Origin of the sequence: Streptomyces sp. NBC_00490, from assembly GCF_036013645.1 — a bacterium.
Classification (GTDB): domain Bacteria; phylum Actinomycetota; class Actinomycetes; order Streptomycetales; family Streptomycetaceae; genus Streptomyces; species Streptomyces canus_F.
In genome coordinates, this window is sequence record NZ_CP107869.1 from 8,999,918 (window position 1) to 9,018,066 (window position 18,149).

At 70.7% G+C, this 18,149-nt stretch carries 14 protein-coding genes and 1 pseudogene; 7 read left to right on the forward strand and 8 right to left on the reverse strand.

What is annotated here, in order from left to right; translation table 11 throughout:
• Positions 1-128: 128 nt before the first annotated feature.
• Both OG381_RS41045 and OG381_RS41050 read right to left on the reverse strand, forming a co-directional pair.
• Positions 129-1,317, reverse strand: a pseudogene (locus OG381_RS41045) (ATP-binding cassette domain-containing protein).
• 63 nt (positions 1,318-1,380) lie between these two features.
• Complete coding sequence (locus tag OG381_RS41050) at positions 1,381-3,282, reverse strand: alkyl/aryl-sulfatase (protein WP_327721048.1); 1,902 nt, start codon at positions 3,280-3,282, stop codon at positions 1,381-1,383.
• A 354-nt stretch (positions 3,283-3,636) separates the two neighbouring features.
• Between OG381_RS41050 and OG381_RS41055 the strand changes: the two genes are divergently transcribed.
• Together OG381_RS41055 and OG381_RS41060 are read left to right on the forward strand one after the other, a co-directional pair.
• Entirely contained in the window at positions 3,637-4,137 is a 501-nt protein-coding gene (locus tag OG381_RS41055) for a DUF2254 family protein (RefSeq protein ID WP_327721049.1), read from the forward strand.
• A 12-nt stretch (positions 4,138-4,149) separates the two neighbouring features.
• Positions 4,150-5,025, forward strand: coding sequence for a YhjD/YihY/BrkB family envelope integrity protein (locus tag OG381_RS41060; RefSeq protein ID WP_327721050.1), 876 nt, complete (start codon positions 4,150-4,152; stop codon positions 5,023-5,025).
• Positions 5,026-5,047: 22 nt separating this feature from the next.
• On the opposite strand, the gene OG381_RS41065 is transcribed toward OG381_RS41060, so the two are convergent.
• The 6 genes from OG381_RS41065 to rhaI all read right to left on the reverse strand — a co-directional run bounded on the left by OG381_RS41065 (position 5,048) and on the right by rhaI (position 12,767).
• A complete protein-coding gene (locus tag OG381_RS41065; RefSeq protein WP_327721051.1) occupies positions 5,048-5,689 on the reverse strand; it encodes a LutC/YkgG family protein in 642 nt (213 codons plus the stop codon).
• A complete protein-coding gene (locus OG381_RS41070) occupies positions 5,686-7,164 on the reverse strand; it encodes a LutB/LldF family L-lactate oxidation iron-sulfur protein (protein ID WP_327721052.1) in 1,479 nt (492 codons plus the stop codon). The genes OG381_RS41065 and OG381_RS41070 overlap by 4 nt, the downstream gene beginning before the upstream one ends.
• Complete coding sequence (locus tag OG381_RS41075) at positions 7,161-7,916, reverse strand: (Fe-S)-binding protein (RefSeq protein ID WP_327721053.1); 756 nt, start codon at positions 7,914-7,916, stop codon at positions 7,161-7,163. The genes OG381_RS41070 and OG381_RS41075 overlap by 4 nt, the downstream gene beginning before the upstream one ends.
• Positions 7,917-7,987: 71 nt before the next feature.
• Positions 7,988-9,424, reverse strand: coding sequence for a rhamnulokinase (locus OG381_RS41080; RefSeq protein WP_327721054.1), 1,437 nt, complete (start codon positions 9,422-9,424; stop codon positions 7,988-7,990).
• A gap of 5 nt (positions 9,425-9,429) precedes the next feature.
• A complete protein-coding gene (locus tag OG381_RS41085) occupies positions 9,430-11,469 on the reverse strand; it encodes a bifunctional aldolase/short-chain dehydrogenase (RefSeq protein ID WP_327721055.1) in 2,040 nt (679 codons plus the stop codon).
• A gap of 137 nt (positions 11,470-11,606) precedes the next feature.
• Positions 11,607-12,767 carry an L-rhamnose isomerase gene (rhaI, locus tag OG381_RS41090; protein WP_327721056.1) on the reverse strand — a complete coding sequence of 387 codons (1,161 nt, stop codon included), beginning with the start codon at positions 12,765-12,767 and terminating at the stop codon, positions 11,607-11,609.
• Between the two features lie 294 nt (positions 12,768-13,061).
• Between rhaI and OG381_RS41095 the strand changes: the two genes are divergently transcribed.
• The 5 genes from OG381_RS41095 to OG381_RS41115 all read left to right on the forward strand — a co-directional run bounded on the left by OG381_RS41095 (position 13,062) and on the right by OG381_RS41115 (position 18,134).
• Positions 13,062-14,579, forward strand: coding sequence for a sugar ABC transporter ATP-binding protein (locus tag OG381_RS41095; RefSeq protein ID WP_327721057.1), 1,518 nt, complete (start codon positions 13,062-13,064; stop codon positions 14,577-14,579).
• Positions 14,576-15,616, forward strand: a complete 1,041-nt coding sequence (locus OG381_RS41100) for an ABC transporter permease (RefSeq protein WP_327721058.1) — start codon at positions 14,576-14,578, stop codon at positions 15,614-15,616. The genes OG381_RS41095 and OG381_RS41100 overlap by 4 nt, the downstream gene beginning before the upstream one ends.
• Entirely contained in the window at positions 15,609-16,583 is a 975-nt protein-coding gene (locus OG381_RS41105; RefSeq protein ID WP_327721059.1) for an ABC transporter permease, read from the forward strand. The genes OG381_RS41100 and OG381_RS41105 overlap by 8 nt, the downstream gene beginning before the upstream one ends.
• A 119-nt stretch (positions 16,584-16,702) precedes the next feature.
• Positions 16,703-17,782: a rhamnose ABC transporter substrate-binding protein gene (rhaS, locus tag OG381_RS41110; protein WP_046256858.1), complete on the forward strand. Its 1,080-nt coding sequence runs from the start codon at positions 16,703-16,705 to the stop codon at positions 17,780-17,782.
• 31 nt (positions 17,783-17,813) lie between these two features.
• Entirely contained in the window at positions 17,814-18,134 is a 321-nt protein-coding gene (locus OG381_RS41115) for an L-rhamnose mutarotase (RefSeq protein ID WP_307022979.1), read from the forward strand.
• Positions 18,135-18,149: the final 15 nt, after the last annotated feature.

Below are 18,149 nucleotides of genomic sequence, written 5' to 3' on the forward strand. Positions count from 1 at the left end.
GGCAGGCACCGCGGGGCCCGCAGGGCTCCCGCAGGGGCGCGGGGAACTGCGCGACCAGCCACAACGAACCCGCGGACGACAACCGACCCCCACAGCGCACCACCCCACCGCCCCACCCAGCGGAGCGCCTACGCATCGGCCACAGAGTCGAACCGCACCTGATCCCGCGCCACCCCGCGCGCATCCGCGTCCACCGACCTCCGCAGCGCCTCGTGCAGCTTCGCCGGAGTCAGCACCCCCAGGAGGCGCGCCCCGTCCAGCACCGCGACCCACCCCGCGTCGTGCTGGAGCATCACGCCGAACGCCTGCTTCAGCGGCGCGCCCACCGGCACCCAGGCGTTCATCCGGTGCGCGCGGTCGCCCACCGTGCCGCCCGCCCCGAGGTCGTCGACCCCGACCCAGCCGTGCAGTTCGCCCCGGTCGTCCAGGACGACGGCCCAGCGCGCCCCCTCCGCTCCCAGCCGGGCCGCCGCGGTCCCGGCCGGTTCGTCCGGGCGGGCCAGCGGCGGCTGTTCCAGGTCGTCGGCCTCGATGTCGGTGACCGAGAGCCGCTTCAGCCCACGGTCGGCGCCCACGAACTCGGCCACGTACGGCGTCGCCGGCGCCCCGAGCACCGTCCCGGGCGTGTCGAACTGCTCGATCCGGCCCTGCCCGTACACGGCGATCCGGTCGCCGAGGCGTACCGCCTCCTCGATGTCGTGCGTGACCAGCAGCACCGTCTTGCGCACCGCGGCCTGCATCCGCAGGAACTCGTCCTGCAACTGCTCCCGCACCACCGGGTCGACCGCGCCTGGGGGCACCTCCCACGCCCGTTCAGGGCAGTGGGGGAGGTTCGTCCATCAGCAGCACCGGCGGATCGGCGGCCAGCGCCCGCGCCACCCCGACCCGCTGCCGCTGTCCGCCGGACAACTGGTCGGGATAGCGGGGCCCGTACAGCTTCGGGTCCAGGCCCACCAGATTGAGCAGCTCGGCGGCGCGCGCCCGCGCCTTCGCCCGCTTCCAGCCGATCAGCGCCGGCACGGTCGCCGTGTTGTCGAGGACCGTGCGGTGCGGGAAGAGCCCGACCTGCTGGATGACGTACCCGATCCGGCGCCGCAGCCGCACCGGGTCGACGGCGGCGATGTCGTCGCCGTTCACGAGGATCCGTCCGGAGGTGGGTTCGATGAGCCGGTTGACCATCATCATGGTGGTCGTCTTGCCGCAGCCGGACGGGCCCACGAGCGTGACGAGCTCACCCTCGGACACCTCGAAGCTCAGGCCGTCCACGGCCGTCGTGCCATCCGGATACCGCTTGCTGACCTGCTCGAACCGGATCATGCACTCACGCTAACGGCGCCCGTCGCGCACCGCCTTCCCGTGCGGTCCCGCCGGCTGGCGACGTCACGGCGTGACGATGGCGAAGTCGGGGTCCGGATCGCTCAGGTGGCCGAGGAGTTCGGTCAGCCGTCCCGCGTCTCCGCTGACCTTGACACCGCTGCGGGCCGCGAGGTCGGCGGGGGAGACGGTGCCGAGCAGTACGGCGCGCAGATCGGCCTCGGTGAGGCTGATCTCGACGTCCGGGTCCGCCGCGGCCGGACCGGTGCCGGTGACATGGGTGAGCACGCCGTTGCACAGGCGCAGGGTGACGGGGTCACCGTCGGCGACGTTCCAGCGCACGGTGATGTCCGCGTCCCAGCTGCGCGGCCCGTCCACCCGGATGGCGAGGGCGTCGAAGAGCTGGTCCAGCGACAGTGCCGCCAGCAGGTCCGGCCCCACGGTCGAGGCCGGTGTGCCGACCGAACCGTGGCGCAGCTCCAGGGCGCCCATGAGGAAGAAGTTCCGCCACGTCCCGTTCTCGCTGCCGTAGCCGAGCTGCTCCAGGGCATCGGCCTGGAGCTCGCGGGCCGCGGCGTTGTCCGGGTCCGCGAACAGGACGTGGTGGACGACCTGGACGACCCAGCGGAAGTCACCGTCGGCGAAGGACTGCCGGGCGCGGCGCAGTACTTCGTCGGCGCCGCCCATGAACTCCACGTACCGCCGGGCGGATTCGACCGGCGGATGCTCCCACAGATGCGCCGGGTTGCCGTCGAACCAGCCGAGGTAACGCTGGTAGACGGCCTTGGTGTTGTGGCTGACGGAGCCGTAGTAGCCATGGGTGTGCCAGGCCCGCTCCAGTGCCGGGGGCATCTCGATCAGCTCGGCGATCTCCGGCCCGGTCAGGCCCTGGTTGAGCATCCGCAGGGTCTGGTCATGGAGGTAGGCGTACAGGTCCCGCTGTTCGGACAGGAACCGCACCACCCGGTCGCGGCCCCAGACGGGCCAGTGGTGCGAGGCGAAGGCGAGGTCGCAGGAGTCGGCGAACAGGTCGACGGCCTCGGTGAGATAGCGGGCCCAGATCCGGGGATCGCGGACCTGGGCACCGCGCAGGGTGAGCAGGTTGTGCAGGTTGTGCGTGGCGTTCTCCGCCATGCACAGCGCCGCGTGGTCCGGGAAGTGGATGTTCAGCTCGGCCGGCGCCTCGGTGCCGGGGGTGAGCTGGAAGACCATCCGGATGCCGTCGACGGTCTCCGTCTGCCCGGTACGGGTGATGTCCCTCGTGGGCGGGATCAGTCCGACCGCGCCGGTGGCGGTGGTCTGACCGAGACCCGCGCCGATCTGCCCGCGCGGGCCCTTGGGAAGCGCGGCGCCGTACATGTAGGCGGCGCGACGGTTCATGGCCGTGCCCGCGTACACGTTCTCGCTGACGGCGTGCTCCAGGAAGCCCTCGGGGGCCAGCACCGGCACGCCGGCCGCGACCTCCTCGTCGGTCACGACGCCGCGTACGCCGCCGAAGTGGTCGGCGTGGCTGTGGGTGTACAGCACGCCCGTCACGGGCCGGTCTCCCCGGTGGCCGCGGTACAGCGCGAGGCCCGCGGCGGCGGTCTCGGCGCACAGCAGCGGGTCGATGACGAGGACACCGCGCTCACCCTCGACGATCGTCATGTTCGACAGGTCGAAACCGCGCACCTGGTAGATGCCCTCGGTCACCTCGAAGAGGCCGTGGTCGGAGCAGAGCCGGCTCTGCCGCCACAGGCTCGGGTTGGCCGTGTCCGGGCAGTCCTGGTCGAGGAACCCGTAGGCGTCGAGGTCCCACACCGCACGCCCCTCGGTGTCGCGGATCACGTTGTCCCGGGCCGTGCCCATGAAGCCGCGCCGCGCGTCATCGAAGTCCTGGTTGTCGTCGAACGGAAAGCGCTGAAGCACCGCCTGGTTGGCCCGCGCCACCCCTGGTGCCGCGGGCTTGGACTCGGTGGTCTGGGGCATCTCGGTCTCCCTCGCGGACGACGCAGGACTCGGCCAGTGCCACCCTCACCCGGCCGCCTCCCGCCCACGACCCCGTGTACGCCGTACGGCTGAACGCCGGGCGGACCGGTCCGCGGTTCCCACAAGGCGCCGGCGGACGCCCCGGCGGGTGTCACACCGACGGCCCGCCACGGCTGGCCCGTGCGCCCGCCGCGTCCGACACTCGAGGTTCCCTCCGGTGAACCGGCGACCGAGGAGGCCGATGAGCACGCAGCACTCCGCGCGTCCGCCCCTCCCGGGCGGGCCCGGCGCCCATGCCGCGGCGACCGTCCTCCGGCACCGGCGCGGATCCCGCCCGCCCGGCTCCGGCCGCTCGTGACGCAGCCCCCGCGCGCCCGGCGCGCGCACAGCAGCGGCAACCACCGGGCCCGACGCGCCCGCAGCCCAGGCGCCGCACTCCTGGTGGTGGCCGCGGGGGCACTTCTGGGCCGGGTCCTGCCTCGCAGGGAACGGCACCGGCCCGCGGACGGCCTGAGCTTCGACGCGTCCTCCGCCCAGGCGACCCTCGCCGCGGTCTCCGGAGGCATGATCACGCTCAACGGCTTCGTCGTCACGGCCATCGCCCTCGTCGTCCAGACCGTCACCGGCGTCTCGAGTCCGCGGGCCGTACGACGACCGCGGGCCCTGCTCGACCGGTTTGCGGCGGCCGCACCCGCCGACCGGAGGGAACCCGTCGTCGAGCACCGCGATCCCCTGGACCGGTCGGCCGTCGGCATGCCGGCCGATCCCCTGCTGAGCCCGGACCGGAGGAGACTCGGCGGAGCGGCGGCCGAGGGCACGCTCGGCGACCGGCGTTTCTTCTCACCCTGCGCATGATCGGGAGGCGGCATGGCGTGGACCGAGCGGCTGGAACGGTTGCGTACCGGCGCCGAACGACGCTTTCCCGTCGTCGCCGAACTCACGAGCCGGCTGCTGTCCGGGAACCTGCTGGACGCCGGGACCAGACTGGCCGCACAGGCGTTCCTCGCCGCCGTGCCGCTGCTGCTCGCCATCGCCGCGTTCACCCCGCAGAGCGTGCGCGACCAGCTCGGCGAGTCCTTGCGCGCCATGTTCGGTCTGACGGGCCGGTCCGGCCAGGAACTGGACCAGCTGCTCGGCGGCACCACCGACCCGGGCTTCCGCGAGACCGGTGGCGCCATCGGCGTGGTGGTGGCGTTGATCTCCGCGACCAGCTTCAGCCGTGCCATGGCCCGGGTCTGCGAGCGCGCGTGGCGACTGCCGAAGGCCGGCACCCGCGTCGCCGCGTGGCGCTGGGTGGCGTGGCTGCTCGCGATGACGCTCGTGATCCTCATACAGGGCCCGGTCCGCAGCGGTTTCGGCGCCGGCCTCTGGCTCGGTACGCCGCTGCTGTTCCTGATGGGTATCGGCGTGTGGCTCTGGACGCAGCGTCTGCTGCTGGCCGCCCGGGTGCCCTGGCTGCCGTTGCTGCCCGGCGCCGTCCTGGCCGCGGCCGCGACGACCGCGCTCGGGCTGACCGCCCGCCTCTACATGCCCGCCGCGCTGAACCGGGCCCTCGGCACGTACGGCTCCCTGGGTCTGGTCCTGGTCCTGCTGTCCTGGTTGATCGTCCTGTGCGCCGCGGTCACCTTCGCGGTGACCATCGGCGCGGTACTGGCCGAGTCGCCGCCCCTCGACCGGTACCTGACGGCGGGAGACACCGGCGGGCCCGCCGCGCGCGCGGCGCCCGGGCCGACCGGCCGGTGAGTGCCTGGGGACCGCCGAGCGCTCAGCCCACCAGCACGACCTCCAGGGTGCGCGGACCGTGCACTCCCTCGACCCGGTCCAGCTCGATGTCACTGGTCGCCGAAGGACCGGAGATCCAGGTCGACGGACGGGTCGGGTCGAGGCGTTCGAGAGCCTGGGGCACGGAGGAGACGACCTGCTCCGGGACCCGTACGACACAGATGTGGTGGTCGGGGACGAGGGTGATGCGGCGGCGGCCCTGGTCGGGGGAGCCGTCCAGCACGATCGTGCCGGTCTCGGCCACGGCCACCGCGCACGCCGTGACGACACTGTCGATCCGGTCCAGCTCGTGCGGGGTGCTCTCGATCCGGTCCGGCACCTGCTCCGCCTCGGTGTCGGCGAGCCAGGACGGGTCGAGGCCCGGCGGCACGAGCACCGTCCTCGCGCCCCGCGCGGCCAGCATCCCGGCGATCGTCAGGGCCAGTTCGTCGGCGGTGCAACGGTGCACGATCGCACGGTAGTCGGCGAGGTTCTCGGCCAGCAGATCGACGGTCCGCGCGACGCTCCGGTCACCGTGCTCGCGCAGATAGTCCCGCGCGACCGCCTGGTCGTACGGTGTGTCGTCGTGCGGGACATCCGCCAGCGCGCGCCGCACCCGGCCCAGGATCCGTTCCCTGCTGCTCACTTCGCACCGCCCTTTCCACCGTTCGTCCGCTGCCACCAGTCCCGGAACGGCTCGGCCGGCAGCGGCGGCAGATCCCGGGTGCCGCTCCACGCCTTGCCGGGACCCGGCAGTTTGCGCGGGTGCAGACGGCGGGTGCGGGAGGCGAGGCGCTGGCCGGTGCGCAGGGCGCCGGGGTGGGCGAAGGCCCAGCGGGCCGCCCGCATCGCCGCCCGCTCGGCGGCATGCCCCTTGGCCGGCTTGAGGACGACCTTGTTGCCCTCGCGGACCACCGGGCCGCCCTCCACGATCCGTTCCCGCAGATGCACCAGGACCTCGGGGATGTCGATGGCGACCGGGCACACCTCGTAGCAGGCCCCGCACAGCGAGGACGCGTACGGCAGCGAGGCGTCGATCTCGCTCTGCGTGCCCCTCAGTTGAGGGCTGAGGATGGCGCCGATCGGGCCCGGGTAGACCGATCCGTAGGCGTGGCCGCCGGCCCGCTCGTAGACCGGGCAGACGTTCAGGCACGCCGAGCAGCGGATGCAGCGCAGGGCCTGGCGGCCGACCTCGTCGGCGAGGGTGTCGGTGCGGCCGTTGTCGATCAGGACCAGGTGGAAGGCGCGCGGACCGTCCTCGTCCGACGTGCCGGTCCACATCGAGGTGTACGGGTTCATGCGCTCGGCCGTCGACGAGCGGGGGAGTGTCTGCAGGAAGACCTCCAGGTCCTGCCAGGTCGGCAGGATCTTCTCGATGCCGACGACCGAGATCAGCGTCTCGGGCAGGGTCAGACACATCCGTCCGTTGCCCTCGGACTCCACGACCACCAGCGTGCCGGTCTCGGCGATCATGAAGTTGGCGCCGGAGACACCGACCTTGGCGCGCAGGAACTTCTCGCGGAGGTGGAGGCGGGCGGCTTCGGCGAGTTCGGCGGGCGTGTCGGTGAGGCCGTCGGGGGCCGGGCGCCCCCACTCGCTCATCTCGCGCTCGAAGATGTCCCGGATCTCGCCCCGGTTGCGGTGGATCGCCGGCACGAGGATGTGCGAGGGCCGGTCCTTGCCCAACTGCACGATGAGCTCGGCGAGATCGGTCTCGTAGGCGCGGATTCCCTCCTCCTCCAGCGCCTCGTTGAGCCCAATCTCCTGCGTGGCCATCGACTTGACCTTGACGACCTCCGACTCCCCGGTCTCCTTGACCAGTCGGGTCACGATCCGGTTGGCCTCGTCGGCGTCGGCGGCCCAGTGGACGATGCCGCCCGCGGCCGTCACCGACTCCTCCAACTGCACGAGGTACCGGTCGAGATGACGGAGTGTGTGGTCCTTGATGCGCTTGCCCGCCTCGCGCAGCTGCGCCCAGTCGGAGACCTCGGCGACGGCCTTCTCGCGCTTGCCGCGGATGGTGTGCGTGGCGTGCCGCAGATTGCCGCGCAGGGTCTGGTTGTTGACGGCCTCGTGCGCGGCTTCGGGAAAGGCCGGCATCCCTACGAACGTTCCGCTCATGCCGCCGGCTCCTCCTCTGTGCCCGCCAGGATCTCCGCGATGTGCACCGGCCGCATGTCCGTGCTCAGCCTGGCCATGGTGCCGCCGATGTGCATCAGACAGGAGTTGTCGGCCGCGCACAGCACCTCGGCGCCGGTCGACTCGGCGTTGCGCACCTTGTCCGCGCCCATCGCCGCCGAGACATCGGCGTTCTTCAGCGCGAAGGTGCCGCCGAACCCGCAGCACTCGTCCGCACCCGGCAGCTCCACCAGCTCCAGCCCCTTCACGGCCTGGAGCAGCCGCCGGGGCCGGTCGCCCAGCCCCAGGCTGCGCAGCCCGTGGCAGGTCGGGTGGTAGGTCACCTTGTGCGGGTAGTACGCGCCGACGTCCGTGACCCCGAGGACGTCCACCAGGAACTCCGTGAGCTCGTACGTCTTCGGGATCACGGGGGCCAGCGTGGTCGCGAGGCCGTCCCCGCGCCCCTCGGCCCGGGCCCGCTCACCCATACGCGGATACAGCTCCCGCACCATCGCCCCGCACGATCCGGACGGCGTCACGATCGCCTCGTACTCCCCGAAGACATCGGAGAAATGCCGGGCCATCGGCTCCGCCTCATGACGGTAGCCGGTGTTGTAGTGCGCCTGTCCGCAGCAGGTCTGGGCCATCGGGAAGTCGACCTCGACGCCCAGCCTGGTCAGCAGTTTCACCACGGCGCGCCCGGTGTCCGGATAGAGCGTGTCGTTGACACAGGTCAGGAACAGGGCGACACGCATCGCGGCTCCTTGGGGTTGATCATCGGATGAGTGAAGCGTAGTGGGGCCGGCGGGTGTGGGGGAGACCCCGCTCACCGGTTGGCGAGCCGGGCCTCCGCCTCGCGCCACGGGGCGGTGTCCCCCTGGGGCTCGTACCGGGTCAGCGGCTGCGTACGGGTGAGCAGCCGCCGTCCGTCCGCGAGGTCGCCGACGAGCCCGTGGGCCCGGGCCTGGACCAGGACGTTCCCGAGGGCCGCCGCCTCCGTCGGGCCCGCGACCACCGGCAGCCCGCAGGCGTCGGCGGTCAGCTGGCACAGCAGCGCGTTGCGGGTGCCGCCGCCCACGACGTGCACGACGTCGACCGGATGCCCGGCGAGCCGCTGTGCGTCGGCGATCGCCCTGCGGTGGGCGAGGGCCAGCGAGTCGAGGATGCAGCGTGTGATCTCGGCGGGGGAGGCGGGCACCGGCTGCCCCGAGGCACGGCACGCCTCGGCGATCCGCTCCGGCATCCGCCCCGGCGCCAGGAACGCCGCGTCCCCCGCGTCCACGACCGACCGCAGCGCCGGCACCTTCGCCGCGTCGAGGAGCAGCGCCCCCAACTCCGGTTCGCCCCAGGCCCGTACGCACTCCTGGAGCAGCCACAGCCCCATGATGTTCCGCAGATACCGGACCGTGCCGTCCAGCCCCAGCTCGTTGGTGAAGTTGGCGGCCCGGCTCTCCTCGGTCAGCACGGGCGCGTCCAGTTCGAGGCCCGCCAGCGACCAGGTGCCGGTGCAGATGTAGGCGAACCGCTCGCCCACCGCCGGTACGGCGGCCACCGCGGACGCGGTGTCGTGCGAACCGACGGCCGTCACCGGCACGGGGCCGGCGAGCCCGGTCTCCTCCAGCACCTCGGGCCGCAGCACACCGGCCCGATCGCCGGGCTGCCGCAGCGGCGCGAAGAGGTCCAGGTCGATCCCGAGCCGCGCGGCGATGTCGTACGACCACGCGCGCGTCCGGGGATCGATCAGCTGGGTCGTCGAGGCGTTGGTGAGTTCGGTGCCCTGCTCGCCCGTCAGCCAGTACGTGAGGAGGTCCGGGATGAGCAACAGCCGTGCGGCCTGCGCCAGTTGAGCCGACGAGCGGGCCGCCGTGAGCTGGTACAGCGTGTTGAAGGGCGCGTACTGCAACCCGGTGGCCGCGTACAGCTCCTCGGCCGGCACGGTCGCCCAGACCTTCTCGGCGACGCCGTCGGTCCGGGAGTCCCGGTAGTGCACGGGGTTGCCGAGCAGTGCCCCGTCCGTGTCGAGGAGCCCGTAGTCCACGGCCCAGCTGTCGATGCCGACCGAGTCGACCTGCCCTGCCGCCCGGAGTCCGTCCAGGACACCGCCGTGGAGCGAGAGAATGTCCCAGCGCAGCCCTTCCGGGGTGCGCACGGGCCGGTTCGGGAAGCGGTGTGCCTCGGCCAGCTCCAGGCTGTCCGGCCCGACGCGGCCGACCATGACACGTCCGCTGGACGCGCCGAGGTCGACCGCGGCGTACGACTTCACGCCCGTCACCGCAGGAAGGCGGCCGCGACGCCGGCGTCGACCGGGATGTGCAGACCGGTGGTGTGGGTCAACTCCCCGCCGGTCAGGGCGAAGACGGCGTTGGCGACGTGCTCGGGCAGCACCTCGCGCTTGAGGATGGTCCGCTGCGCGTAGAACTCGCCCAGCTTCTCCTCCTCCACGCCGTACACGGCGGCCCGCTGAGCACCCCAGCCGGCGGCGAAGATCCCGGAACCGCGCACCACGCCGTCCGGGTTGATCCCGTTGACCCGGATGCCGTGCTCGCCCAGCTCGGCGGCGAGGAGTCGCACCTGGTGGGCCTGGTCGGCCTTGGTGGCGGAGTAGGCGATGTTGTTGGGGCCGGCGAAGACGGCGTTCTTGGAGGCGATGTAGACGATGTCGCCGCCCAGCTCCTGCGCGATCATCACCCGGGCGGCCTCGCGCGAGACGAGGAACGAACCCCGGGCCATGATGTCGTGCTGGAGGTCCCAGTCCTTGGCCGACGTCTCCAGGAGCGGCTTGGAGATGGAGATCCCCGCGTTGTTGACGACGAGATCCACCCCGCCGAAGGCGAGCGCGGCGGCCTTGAAGGCCTCGGCGATCTGCTCCTCGGAGGTCACGTCCACGGTCACGGCGACGGCCTTGTCGGGGCCACCGAGCTCCTCGGCGACCGCGGCGGCGTTGTCACCGTTGAGATCGGCGACGACCACGCAGGCGCCCTCGGAGACGAGCCGATGCGCGATCGCCTTGCCGATCCCGCTGCCCGCACCCGTCACCAGGGCGACCCGCGTCGCGAGCGGCTTGGGCTTCGGCATCCGCTGAAGCTTGGCCTCCTCCAGTGCCCAGTACTCGATACGGAACTTCTCGGACTCCTCGATGGGCGCGTACGTAGAAACGGCCTCCGCGCCGCGCATCACGTTGATGGCGTTGACGTAGAACTCTCCGGCCACCCGCGCGGTCTGCTTGTCCTTGCCGAAGGAGAACATGCCCACGCCCGGGATCAGCACGATCGCCGGGTCCGCGCCGCGCATCGCGGGGGAGTCGGGCAGGGCGTTGCGCCGGTAGTAGGCGGCGTACTCCTCGCGGTAGGAGGCGTGCAGCTCCTTCAGCCGGGCGACGGCCTCGTCCAGCGGCGCGGCCGGCGGCAGGTCGAGGACGAGCGGTGCCACCTTGGTCCGCAGGAAGTGGTCCGGGCAGGACGTCCCGAGCGCGGCGAGCCGGGGGTGCTCGGCGGAGGCCAGGAAGTCGAGCACCACGTCGGAGTCGGTGAAGTGCCCGACCTGCGGCTTGTCCTGGGAGGCGAGGGCACGCACATAGGGCGCCAGGGCGGCGGCCCGCTCGCGCCGCGCCGAGGCCTCCAGCGCACCGTAGCCCTCGATCACCGGCCCGAAGGGCTCGGCCCTGCCACGCTCCTCCAGGAACGCCTCGGCGGTGCGGATGATGTGCAGCGAGTTCCGCTCGCACTCCTCGGAGGTGTCCCCCCAGGCGGTGATCCCGTGCCCGCCGAGGATGCACCCGATCGCCTGCGGGTTGGCCTCCTTGACCGCGGCGATGTCCAGCCCGAGCTGGAACCCGGGCCGCCGCCACGGCACCCACACCACGGTGTCCCCGAAACACTCCGCGGTGAGCTTCTCCCCGTCGGCGGCACAGGCCAGCGCGATCCCGGAGTCGGGATGCAGATGATCGACATGCGCCGCCTCGACCAGCCCGTGCATGGCGGTGTCGATCGACGGAGCCGCCCCGCCCTTGCCGTGCAGGCAGTAGTCGAAGGCGGCGACCATCTCGTCCTCGCGCTCGACGCCGGGATACACCTCCACCAGCGCCCGCATCCGGTCCAGCCGCAGCACGGCCAGCCCACCCTCGGTCAGCGTCCCGAGATCCCCACCGGACCCCTTGACCCACATCAACTCCACATCACCCCCGGTGACGGGATCGGTGTCGGTGCCCTTCGCGGACGCGTTACCACCGGCGTAGTTGGTGTTACGGGGATCAGCACCGAGCCGATGGGACCGGGCCAGCAGGGCGGCAGCTTCGGGATGGGTTGCCATGACGTTCAGTCCTTCTGAAGAAAGGGGAAGTGGAGACACCTAGGGGCGCGGGGCTGTATCAATTTGCGGCGCCGCCGCGTGGGCGCGACCAGCCACAAACGGCCCGCAGCCCGCGACGGACAGATTCCGGCAGACGCTTACGCACCCCATCCGGCCTGCTCGCCGCCAACACGCTCAGCAACGATCTTCTCGGCCCACCCGGACCGGGCGTACGCGGCGATGGGATCCGCATCCAGCCCCATCTCCTCACGCACCTCCCGCAGCAGCGGCCGCACGTCCGTGTTGTACGCGTCCATGATCACGGCGTTCGCCGCGAGCACGTCCCCCGCCGCCTGCGCGGCGGCCAGCGCCTCCCCGTCGACGAGCAACGCCTTCGCCGTGGCTTCCTGCACATTCATCACCGAACGGATGATCGCGGGAATCTTCGCCTCGATGTTGTGGCACTGATCGAGCATGAACGCCACGTCCGGCGTGAAGCCGCCACCACGGATCACCTCGTACATGATCCGGAACAGCTGGAACGGATCAGCCGCACCCACCATGAGGTCGTCATCCGCGTAGAACCGGGAATTGAAGTCGAACGCGCCGAGCTTCCCCTCCCTGAGCAGCGTCGCGACGATGAACTCGATGTTGGTCCCGGGAGCGTGGTGCCCGGTGTCGACCACGACCTGCGCCTTGGGTCCCAGCTTCAGGCAGTGGGCGTACGCCGTGCCCCAGTCCGGCACGTCGGTGGTGTAGAAGGCCGGCTCGAAGAACTTGTACTCCAGCAGCATCCGCTGCCCGTCCCCGAGCCGCTCGTACACCTCGGCGAGACCCTCGGCCAGCCGGTCCTGGCGGGCCCGGATGTCGTCCTGCCCGGGATAGTTCGTACCGTCGGCGAACCACAGCTTCAGATCGGCGGAGCCGGTGGCGTCCATGATGTCGACGCACTCCAGCAGGTGATCCACCGCCTTGCGCCGCACCGCGGCCTCGGGGTGGCAGATGCTGCCGAGCTTGTAGTCGTCGTCCTGGAAGGTGTTGGAGTTGATCGCGCCGAGCTTCACCCCGCGGTCCTCGGCGTGCTTGGCCAGCGCCGCGTAGTCGTCGACCTTGTCCCACGGAATGTGCAGGGCGACGGTCGGTGCGACGCCCGTGAGGGCGTGCACCTGCGCGGCGTCGTCCAGCTTCTCCTGCGGGGTACGCGGAACACCCTGTTGCGCGAACACCTTGAAGCGGGTTCCCGAGTTCCCGTACGCCCACGACGGCGTCTCGACTGCCTGTGTCTTGAGCGCGGCCTTCACCGCGGCGAGCTCGGTCACTTCGGGGCTCCTGTGACGTCGGGTCGAAGCGTTCTTGAAAGGTTCCAAGAAACGTTCCGAGAGAGCTTCTGTATGAAACGATTCAAGAGGGGAAGTTATGAGCCGCCCGCAGAGGTGTCAACCCCTGCGACCAAGCCTGTTGCTCGTGACCCGGCTGTGACCTATAGGCATCGAAAGTTTTTCGACACGAACCCATTGACGTGACATGCACTGCATGCCTAACGTCCCGGCAACCAAGTTGAAACCTTTCACGACGCCGTGAGGCAGGGCCCGGGCGTCGTCGAGGAGCCCCTCATGACCCACCCGTCCGACGCGGGTCCCGCCCCGGTGCTGGCGCTCAAGGACATCTCGAAGTCCTTCGGCGCCGTACGCGCCCTGCGGGACGTGTCCCTGGAGCTGTTCCCCGGCGAAGTGCACGCACTCGCCGGCGAGAACGGCGCGGGCAAGTCGACCCTCATCAAGACCCTCGCGGGGGTGCACCGACCGGACGCCGGTCAGGTGCTGCTCGACGGCGCGCCCGTCGTCTTCCACGGCCCCGGCGACGCCCGCGACGCCGGCATCGCCGTGATCTACCAGGAGCCCACCCTCTTCCCCGACCTCTCGATCGCCGAGAACATCTTCATGGGCCGCCAGCCCCGGCGCGCTCTCGGCCGCATCGACCACAAGGCCACCCACGCGGCGACAGCCGCCCTGATGCAGCGGCTCGGCGTCGAACTCGACCCCGACCGCCCCGCGCGCGGCCTGTCCATCGCGGACCAGCAGATCGTGGAGATCGCCAAGGCGCTCTCCTTCGACGCCCGCGTCCTGATCATGGACGAACCGACCGCGGCCCTGACCGGCAGCGAGGTCGCCCGGCTCTTCGGCGTCGTCCGCACCCTGCGCGAACAGGGCGCCGCGGTGCTGTTCATCTCCCACCGGCTCGAGGAGATCTTCCAGATCTGCCGGCGGGTCACCACATTGCGCGACGGGGCCTGGATCGCCAGTGAGCCGATCGAGGGCATGACCGAGGACGACCTGGTCCGCCGGATGGTCGGCCGCGACCTCGACGAGCTCTACCCCAAGCAGGACGTCGAGGCGGGCGAGGTGGCGCTGAGCGTGCGCCGGCTGACCCGGGAGGGCGTCTTCACCGACGTCTCCTTCGACGTGCGGCGCGGTGAGATCGTCGGCCTCGCAGGACTCGTCGGCGCCGGCCGCACCGAGGTCGCCCGGGCGGTCTTCGGCATCGACCGCTGGGACGCGGGGGAGGTCGACGTCGACGGCAAGGCCCTGACGAACGGCGCCCCCTCCACCGCCATGGCCTCCGGGCTCGCCCTCGTCCCCGAGGACCGGCGCGCCCAGGGCCTGGTGATGGACATGTCCATCGAGCGCAACATCGGCCTCACCGGACTCCGTACGACCGTGAAGGCCGGCCTGATGGACCGCGCCGCCGAGCGCAGCCGCTCCCTCGACTGGGCGGTCAAGCTCCAGGTGAAGTACGCCCGCATCGCCGACACGGTCAACACCCTGTCCGGCGGCAACCAGCAGAAGGTCGTCCTCGCCAAGTGGCTGGCCACCGGCCCCAAGGTGCTGATCGTCGACGAGCCCACCCGTGGCATCGACGTCGGCACCAAGGCCGAGGTGCACCGGCTGCTCAGCGAACTCGCCGCCGACGGAGTGGCCGTCCTGATGATCTCCTCCGACCTGCCCGAGATCCTCGGCATGGCCGACCGCGTGCTGGTGATGCACGAAGGCCGCCTCACCGCCGAGATCCCGCGCTCCGAAGCCACCGAGGAAACCGTGATGGCCGCAGCCACGGGGAGGGCCGCCGCATGACGGTGACCACCACCGACAAGACCCCCGCCGTCGAGGTGTCCAAGTCCAGCGGCACCCGGCTGGTCGACCGTGTCTTCAAGATGCGCGAACTCGCCATCCTGGTCGTCTTCCTGGTGATGATCGGCGTCACCCAGGCCGGCAACAGCGAGTTCCTGTCCGAACAGGGCATCAAGGACCTCCTGCTCAACGCGACCATCCTGGTGCTGGTCGCCACCGGCCAGTCGCTCGTCGTCATCACCCGCAACGTCGACCTGTCCGTCGGCTCCATCCTCGGCATCAGCGCCTTCGCCGCCGGTACGTACCTCCAGGGCGGCGGCAACTCCGTCGTGGCGATCGCGCTCGCGGTCCTGCTCGGCATCGGCTGCGGACTGGTCAACGGACTGCTCGTCAGCCTCGGTCAGGTGCCCGCGCTCGTCGTCACCCTCGGCACCCTCTACATCATCCGCGGCATCGACTCCATCTGGGTCGGCTCACGTCAGATCACGGCGGCCAACCTTCCCGACGGGTTCATCGACTTCGGCTCCGGCGGCATCTCGGCGGTGCCCTACCTGGCGCTCATCGCGCTGGCGGTGCTGGTGGCCACCGCGTACTACCTCAAGCACTTCGGCAGCGGCCGTGAGCTGTACGCCCTCGGCTCCAACCCCGAGGCCGCCCGGCTCGCCGGCATCCCCGTCCGCAAGCGGATCCTCGCCGCGTACACCTTCTGCGGGGCCCTCGCCGGACTCGCCGGCGCGATGTACCTGGCCCGGTTCGGCAACGTCGACTCCGGCACCGGCAACGGCTACGAACTCACCGTCGTCAGCGCGGTCGTGGTCGGCGGCGTCGTCTTCACCGGCGGCTCCGGCAGCGTCTACGGCGCCGCCCTCGGCGCCCTGCTGCTGACCTCCATCAACAGCGTGCTGCCCGCCCTCGGCGTCAGCTCCGTGTGGGTGCTCGCCATCAACGGCATCCTGCTCATCCTCGCCATCGCGGTCGACCGGGTCGTCGCGCTGCGCGTGGCCTCGGCCCTGAAGAAGAGGAACGCCCGCCATGCCTGAGTCCCTCAGCCGCGCGATCCGGTGGGACACGATCGTCGGCGCCGTCCTGATCGTCGTGCTCCTGCTGTCCTTCGGAACGGTCGACGGTTTCGGAAACGCCTTCAACCTGTCGTTCCTGATCGGCAGCACCCTTCCGATCGCCCTGATCGCCCTGCCGATGACCCTCCTGGTCGTCTCGGGCGAGATCGATCTCTCGGTCGCCTCCACCGCCGGTCTCTCCGGCGCCGTCATGGGCGCCCTGTGGAACCAGGGCATGACGATCGAGACGATCATCCCGATCTGCCTGTTGCTCGGTGTGGTCTGCGGCCTCGTCAACGGCCTGCTCGTCACCCGGCTCGGGCTGCCCTCCCTCGCCGTCACCATCGGCACCCTCGCCGCCTACCGGGGCATCGCACAGATCGTGCTCGGCTCCGACGCGGTGACCGACTTCCCCACCCAGTACCTGGACTTCGCGTCCGGACGCATCGGGGACACCTTCATCCCGTACGCCTTCCTGCCCTTCCTCGTGCTCTTCGCGATCGCCCTGGTCGTCCTGCACGCCACCCCGTTCGGACGGTCCACGTTCGCCATCGGCGCGAGCGAGGAGGCGGCGCGGTTCGCCGGCATCCGGGTCAAGCGGCAGAAGCTGATCCTGTTCACGGTGACCGGCCTGATGGCCTCGCTCACCGGGATCTTCTGGGCGTTCCACTACGCGAGCGCCCGCTATGACAACGCGACCGGGCTCGAACTGTCCGTCATCGCGGCGGTGCTGCTCGGTGGCATCGACTTCGACGGCGGCAAGGGGACGCTGGGCGGCGCGATCGCCGGAGTGTTCCTGCTCGGGGCGCTTCAGAACGTGATGAGCCTCCAGGACGTCTCCGCGCAGTCGCAGATCGTCGTCACCGGTGTCCTGCTGGTGCTGTCGGTGCTCGGGCCGCGCGTCGCCAGGCAGATCGCAGTCGCCAGGGCACAAAGGCTCACGTTGTAGGGCGACTTGAAGCTGCCGGTCCGTCGTGGCTGGTCGCTCCCACGCGGCCGAGCCGCACATTGATACAGCCCCGCGCCCCCAAGGGCGTTTCCGCTCACCCTCGTCAAAAGGAAACCGTCATGCGCAAGTCTTCCCTCCGCCGTAGCTGTGCGGCTCTCGCCGCCGGTACCTCGCTCGCCCTGGCCCTGACCGCCTGTGGTGGCACCACCAAGAAGGACGTCGCGGACGAGGGTGCCTCGGCCGCCTCCACCGCCAAGGCGGACCCGAACGCGGCCACCAAGAAGGGTCTGACGGTCGGCTTCCTGCCCAAGCAGGTCAACAACCCCTACTTCACCTCCGCGGACAAGGGCGGCGAGGCGGCCCTGAAGGAGCTGGGCTCCAGCTACAAGGAGGTCGGCCCGTCCAACGCCACCGACACCGCCGGCCAGGTGAGCTACGTCAACACGCTCACCCAGCAGCAGGTCGACGCGATGGCCATCTCCGCGCAGGACCCGGGCGCCCTGTGCACCGCGACCAAGCAGGCCATGAAGAACGACATCAAGGTCGTCACCTACGACTCCGACACCAAGGCCGACTGCCGCAACGCCTTCGTCTCGCAGGCCTCCGCCGAGGACCTCGGCCGCACCGAGGTGCAGCTGCTCGCCGAACAGATCGACTACAAGGGCGAGATCGCGATCCTGTCCGCCGCGCAGACGGCGACGAACCAGAACACCTGGATCGACTTCATGAAGGACGAGCTGAAGGACCCCAAGTACAAGGACATCAAGCTCGTCAAGACCGCGTACGGCAACGACGACGCCCAGCAGTCCTTCCAGCAGACCCAGGGCCTGCTCCAGGAGTACCCGAACCTGAAGGGGATCATCTCCCCGACCACCGTCGGCATCAAGGCGGCGGCCCAGTACCTGTCGGGCTCCAAGTACAAGGGCAAGGTCAAGCTGACCGGCCTCGGCACCCCCAACGACATGCGCAAGTACGTCAAGAACGGCACCGTCGAGGCGTTCGAGCTGTGGGACCCCTCCAAGCTCGGCGCGCTGGCCGCGCAGACGGCCGTGGCGCTGGTCTCGGGTCAGATCACCGGCAAGGAAGGCGAGACCTTCAAGGCCGGCGGCACCACCTACACCATCGGCAAGGACGGCGTGATCAACCTCGGCAAGCCGACCGTGTTCAACGCCAAGAACATCGACCAGTTCAACTTCTAGTCCCCTCTGTCCCGCTGGGAGCTGGTACTTCATGCAGCGCGTCTGTTTCCTGCTCAAGGTCCGTCAGGACAAGCTCGCCGAGTACCGCGAACGGCACGCCGCCGTGTGGCCGGAGATGCTCGAAGCGCTCTCGGCCACCGGCTGGCACAACTACTCGCTCTTCCTCAGAGACGACGGCCTGTTGGTCGGCTACCTGGAGACCGAGGACTTCCAGGCCGCCCTCGACGGCATGGCGGCCGCCGAGGTCAACGCCCGCTGGCAGGCCGAGATGGCCCCGTTCTTCGAATCCCTCGACGGAACCCGCCCCGACGAGGCGATGAAACCGCTCACCGAAGTGTTCCACCTCGCCTGATCCCACCCGCGCTTC

Bases quoted from the DNA above. Each gene is read 5' to 3' on its own strand.
- OG381_RS41105 (WP_327721059.1), top strand. From the start codon at position 15,609: ATGCCTGAGTCCCTCAGCCGCGCGATCCGGTGGGACACGATCGTCGGC.
- OG381_RS41070 (WP_327721052.1), bottom strand. From the start codon at position 7,164: ATGAGCGGAACGTTCGTAGGGATGCCGGCCTTTCCCGAAGCCGCGCAC.
- OG381_RS41085 (WP_327721055.1), bottom strand. From the start codon at position 11,469: ATGGCAACCCATCCCGAAGCTGCCGCCCTGCTGGCCCGGTCCCATCGG.
- OG381_RS41095 (WP_327721057.1), top strand. From the start codon at position 13,062: ATGACCCACCCGTCCGACGCGGGTCCCGCCCCGGTGCTGGCGCTCAAG.
- OG381_RS41075 (WP_327721053.1), bottom strand. From the start codon at position 7,916: ATGCGTGTCGCCCTGTTCCTGACCTGTGTCAACGACACGCTCTATCCG.
- OG381_RS41060 (WP_327721050.1), top strand. From the start codon at position 4,150: ATGGCGTGGACCGAGCGGCTGGAACGGTTGCGTACCGGCGCCGAACGA.
- OG381_RS41050 (WP_327721048.1), bottom strand. From the start codon at position 3,282: ATGCCCCAGACCACCGAGTCCAAGCCCGCGGCACCAGGGGTGGCGCGG.
- OG381_RS41100 (WP_327721058.1), top strand. From the start codon at position 14,576: ATGACGGTGACCACCACCGACAAGACCCCCGCCGTCGAGGTGTCCAAG.
- rhaS (WP_046256858.1), top strand. From the start codon at position 16,703: ATGCGCAAGTCTTCCCTCCGCCGTAGCTGTGCGGCTCTCGCCGCCGGT.
- OG381_RS41115 (WP_307022979.1), top strand. From the start codon at position 17,814: ATGCAGCGCGTCTGTTTCCTGCTCAAGGTCCGTCAGGACAAGCTCGCC.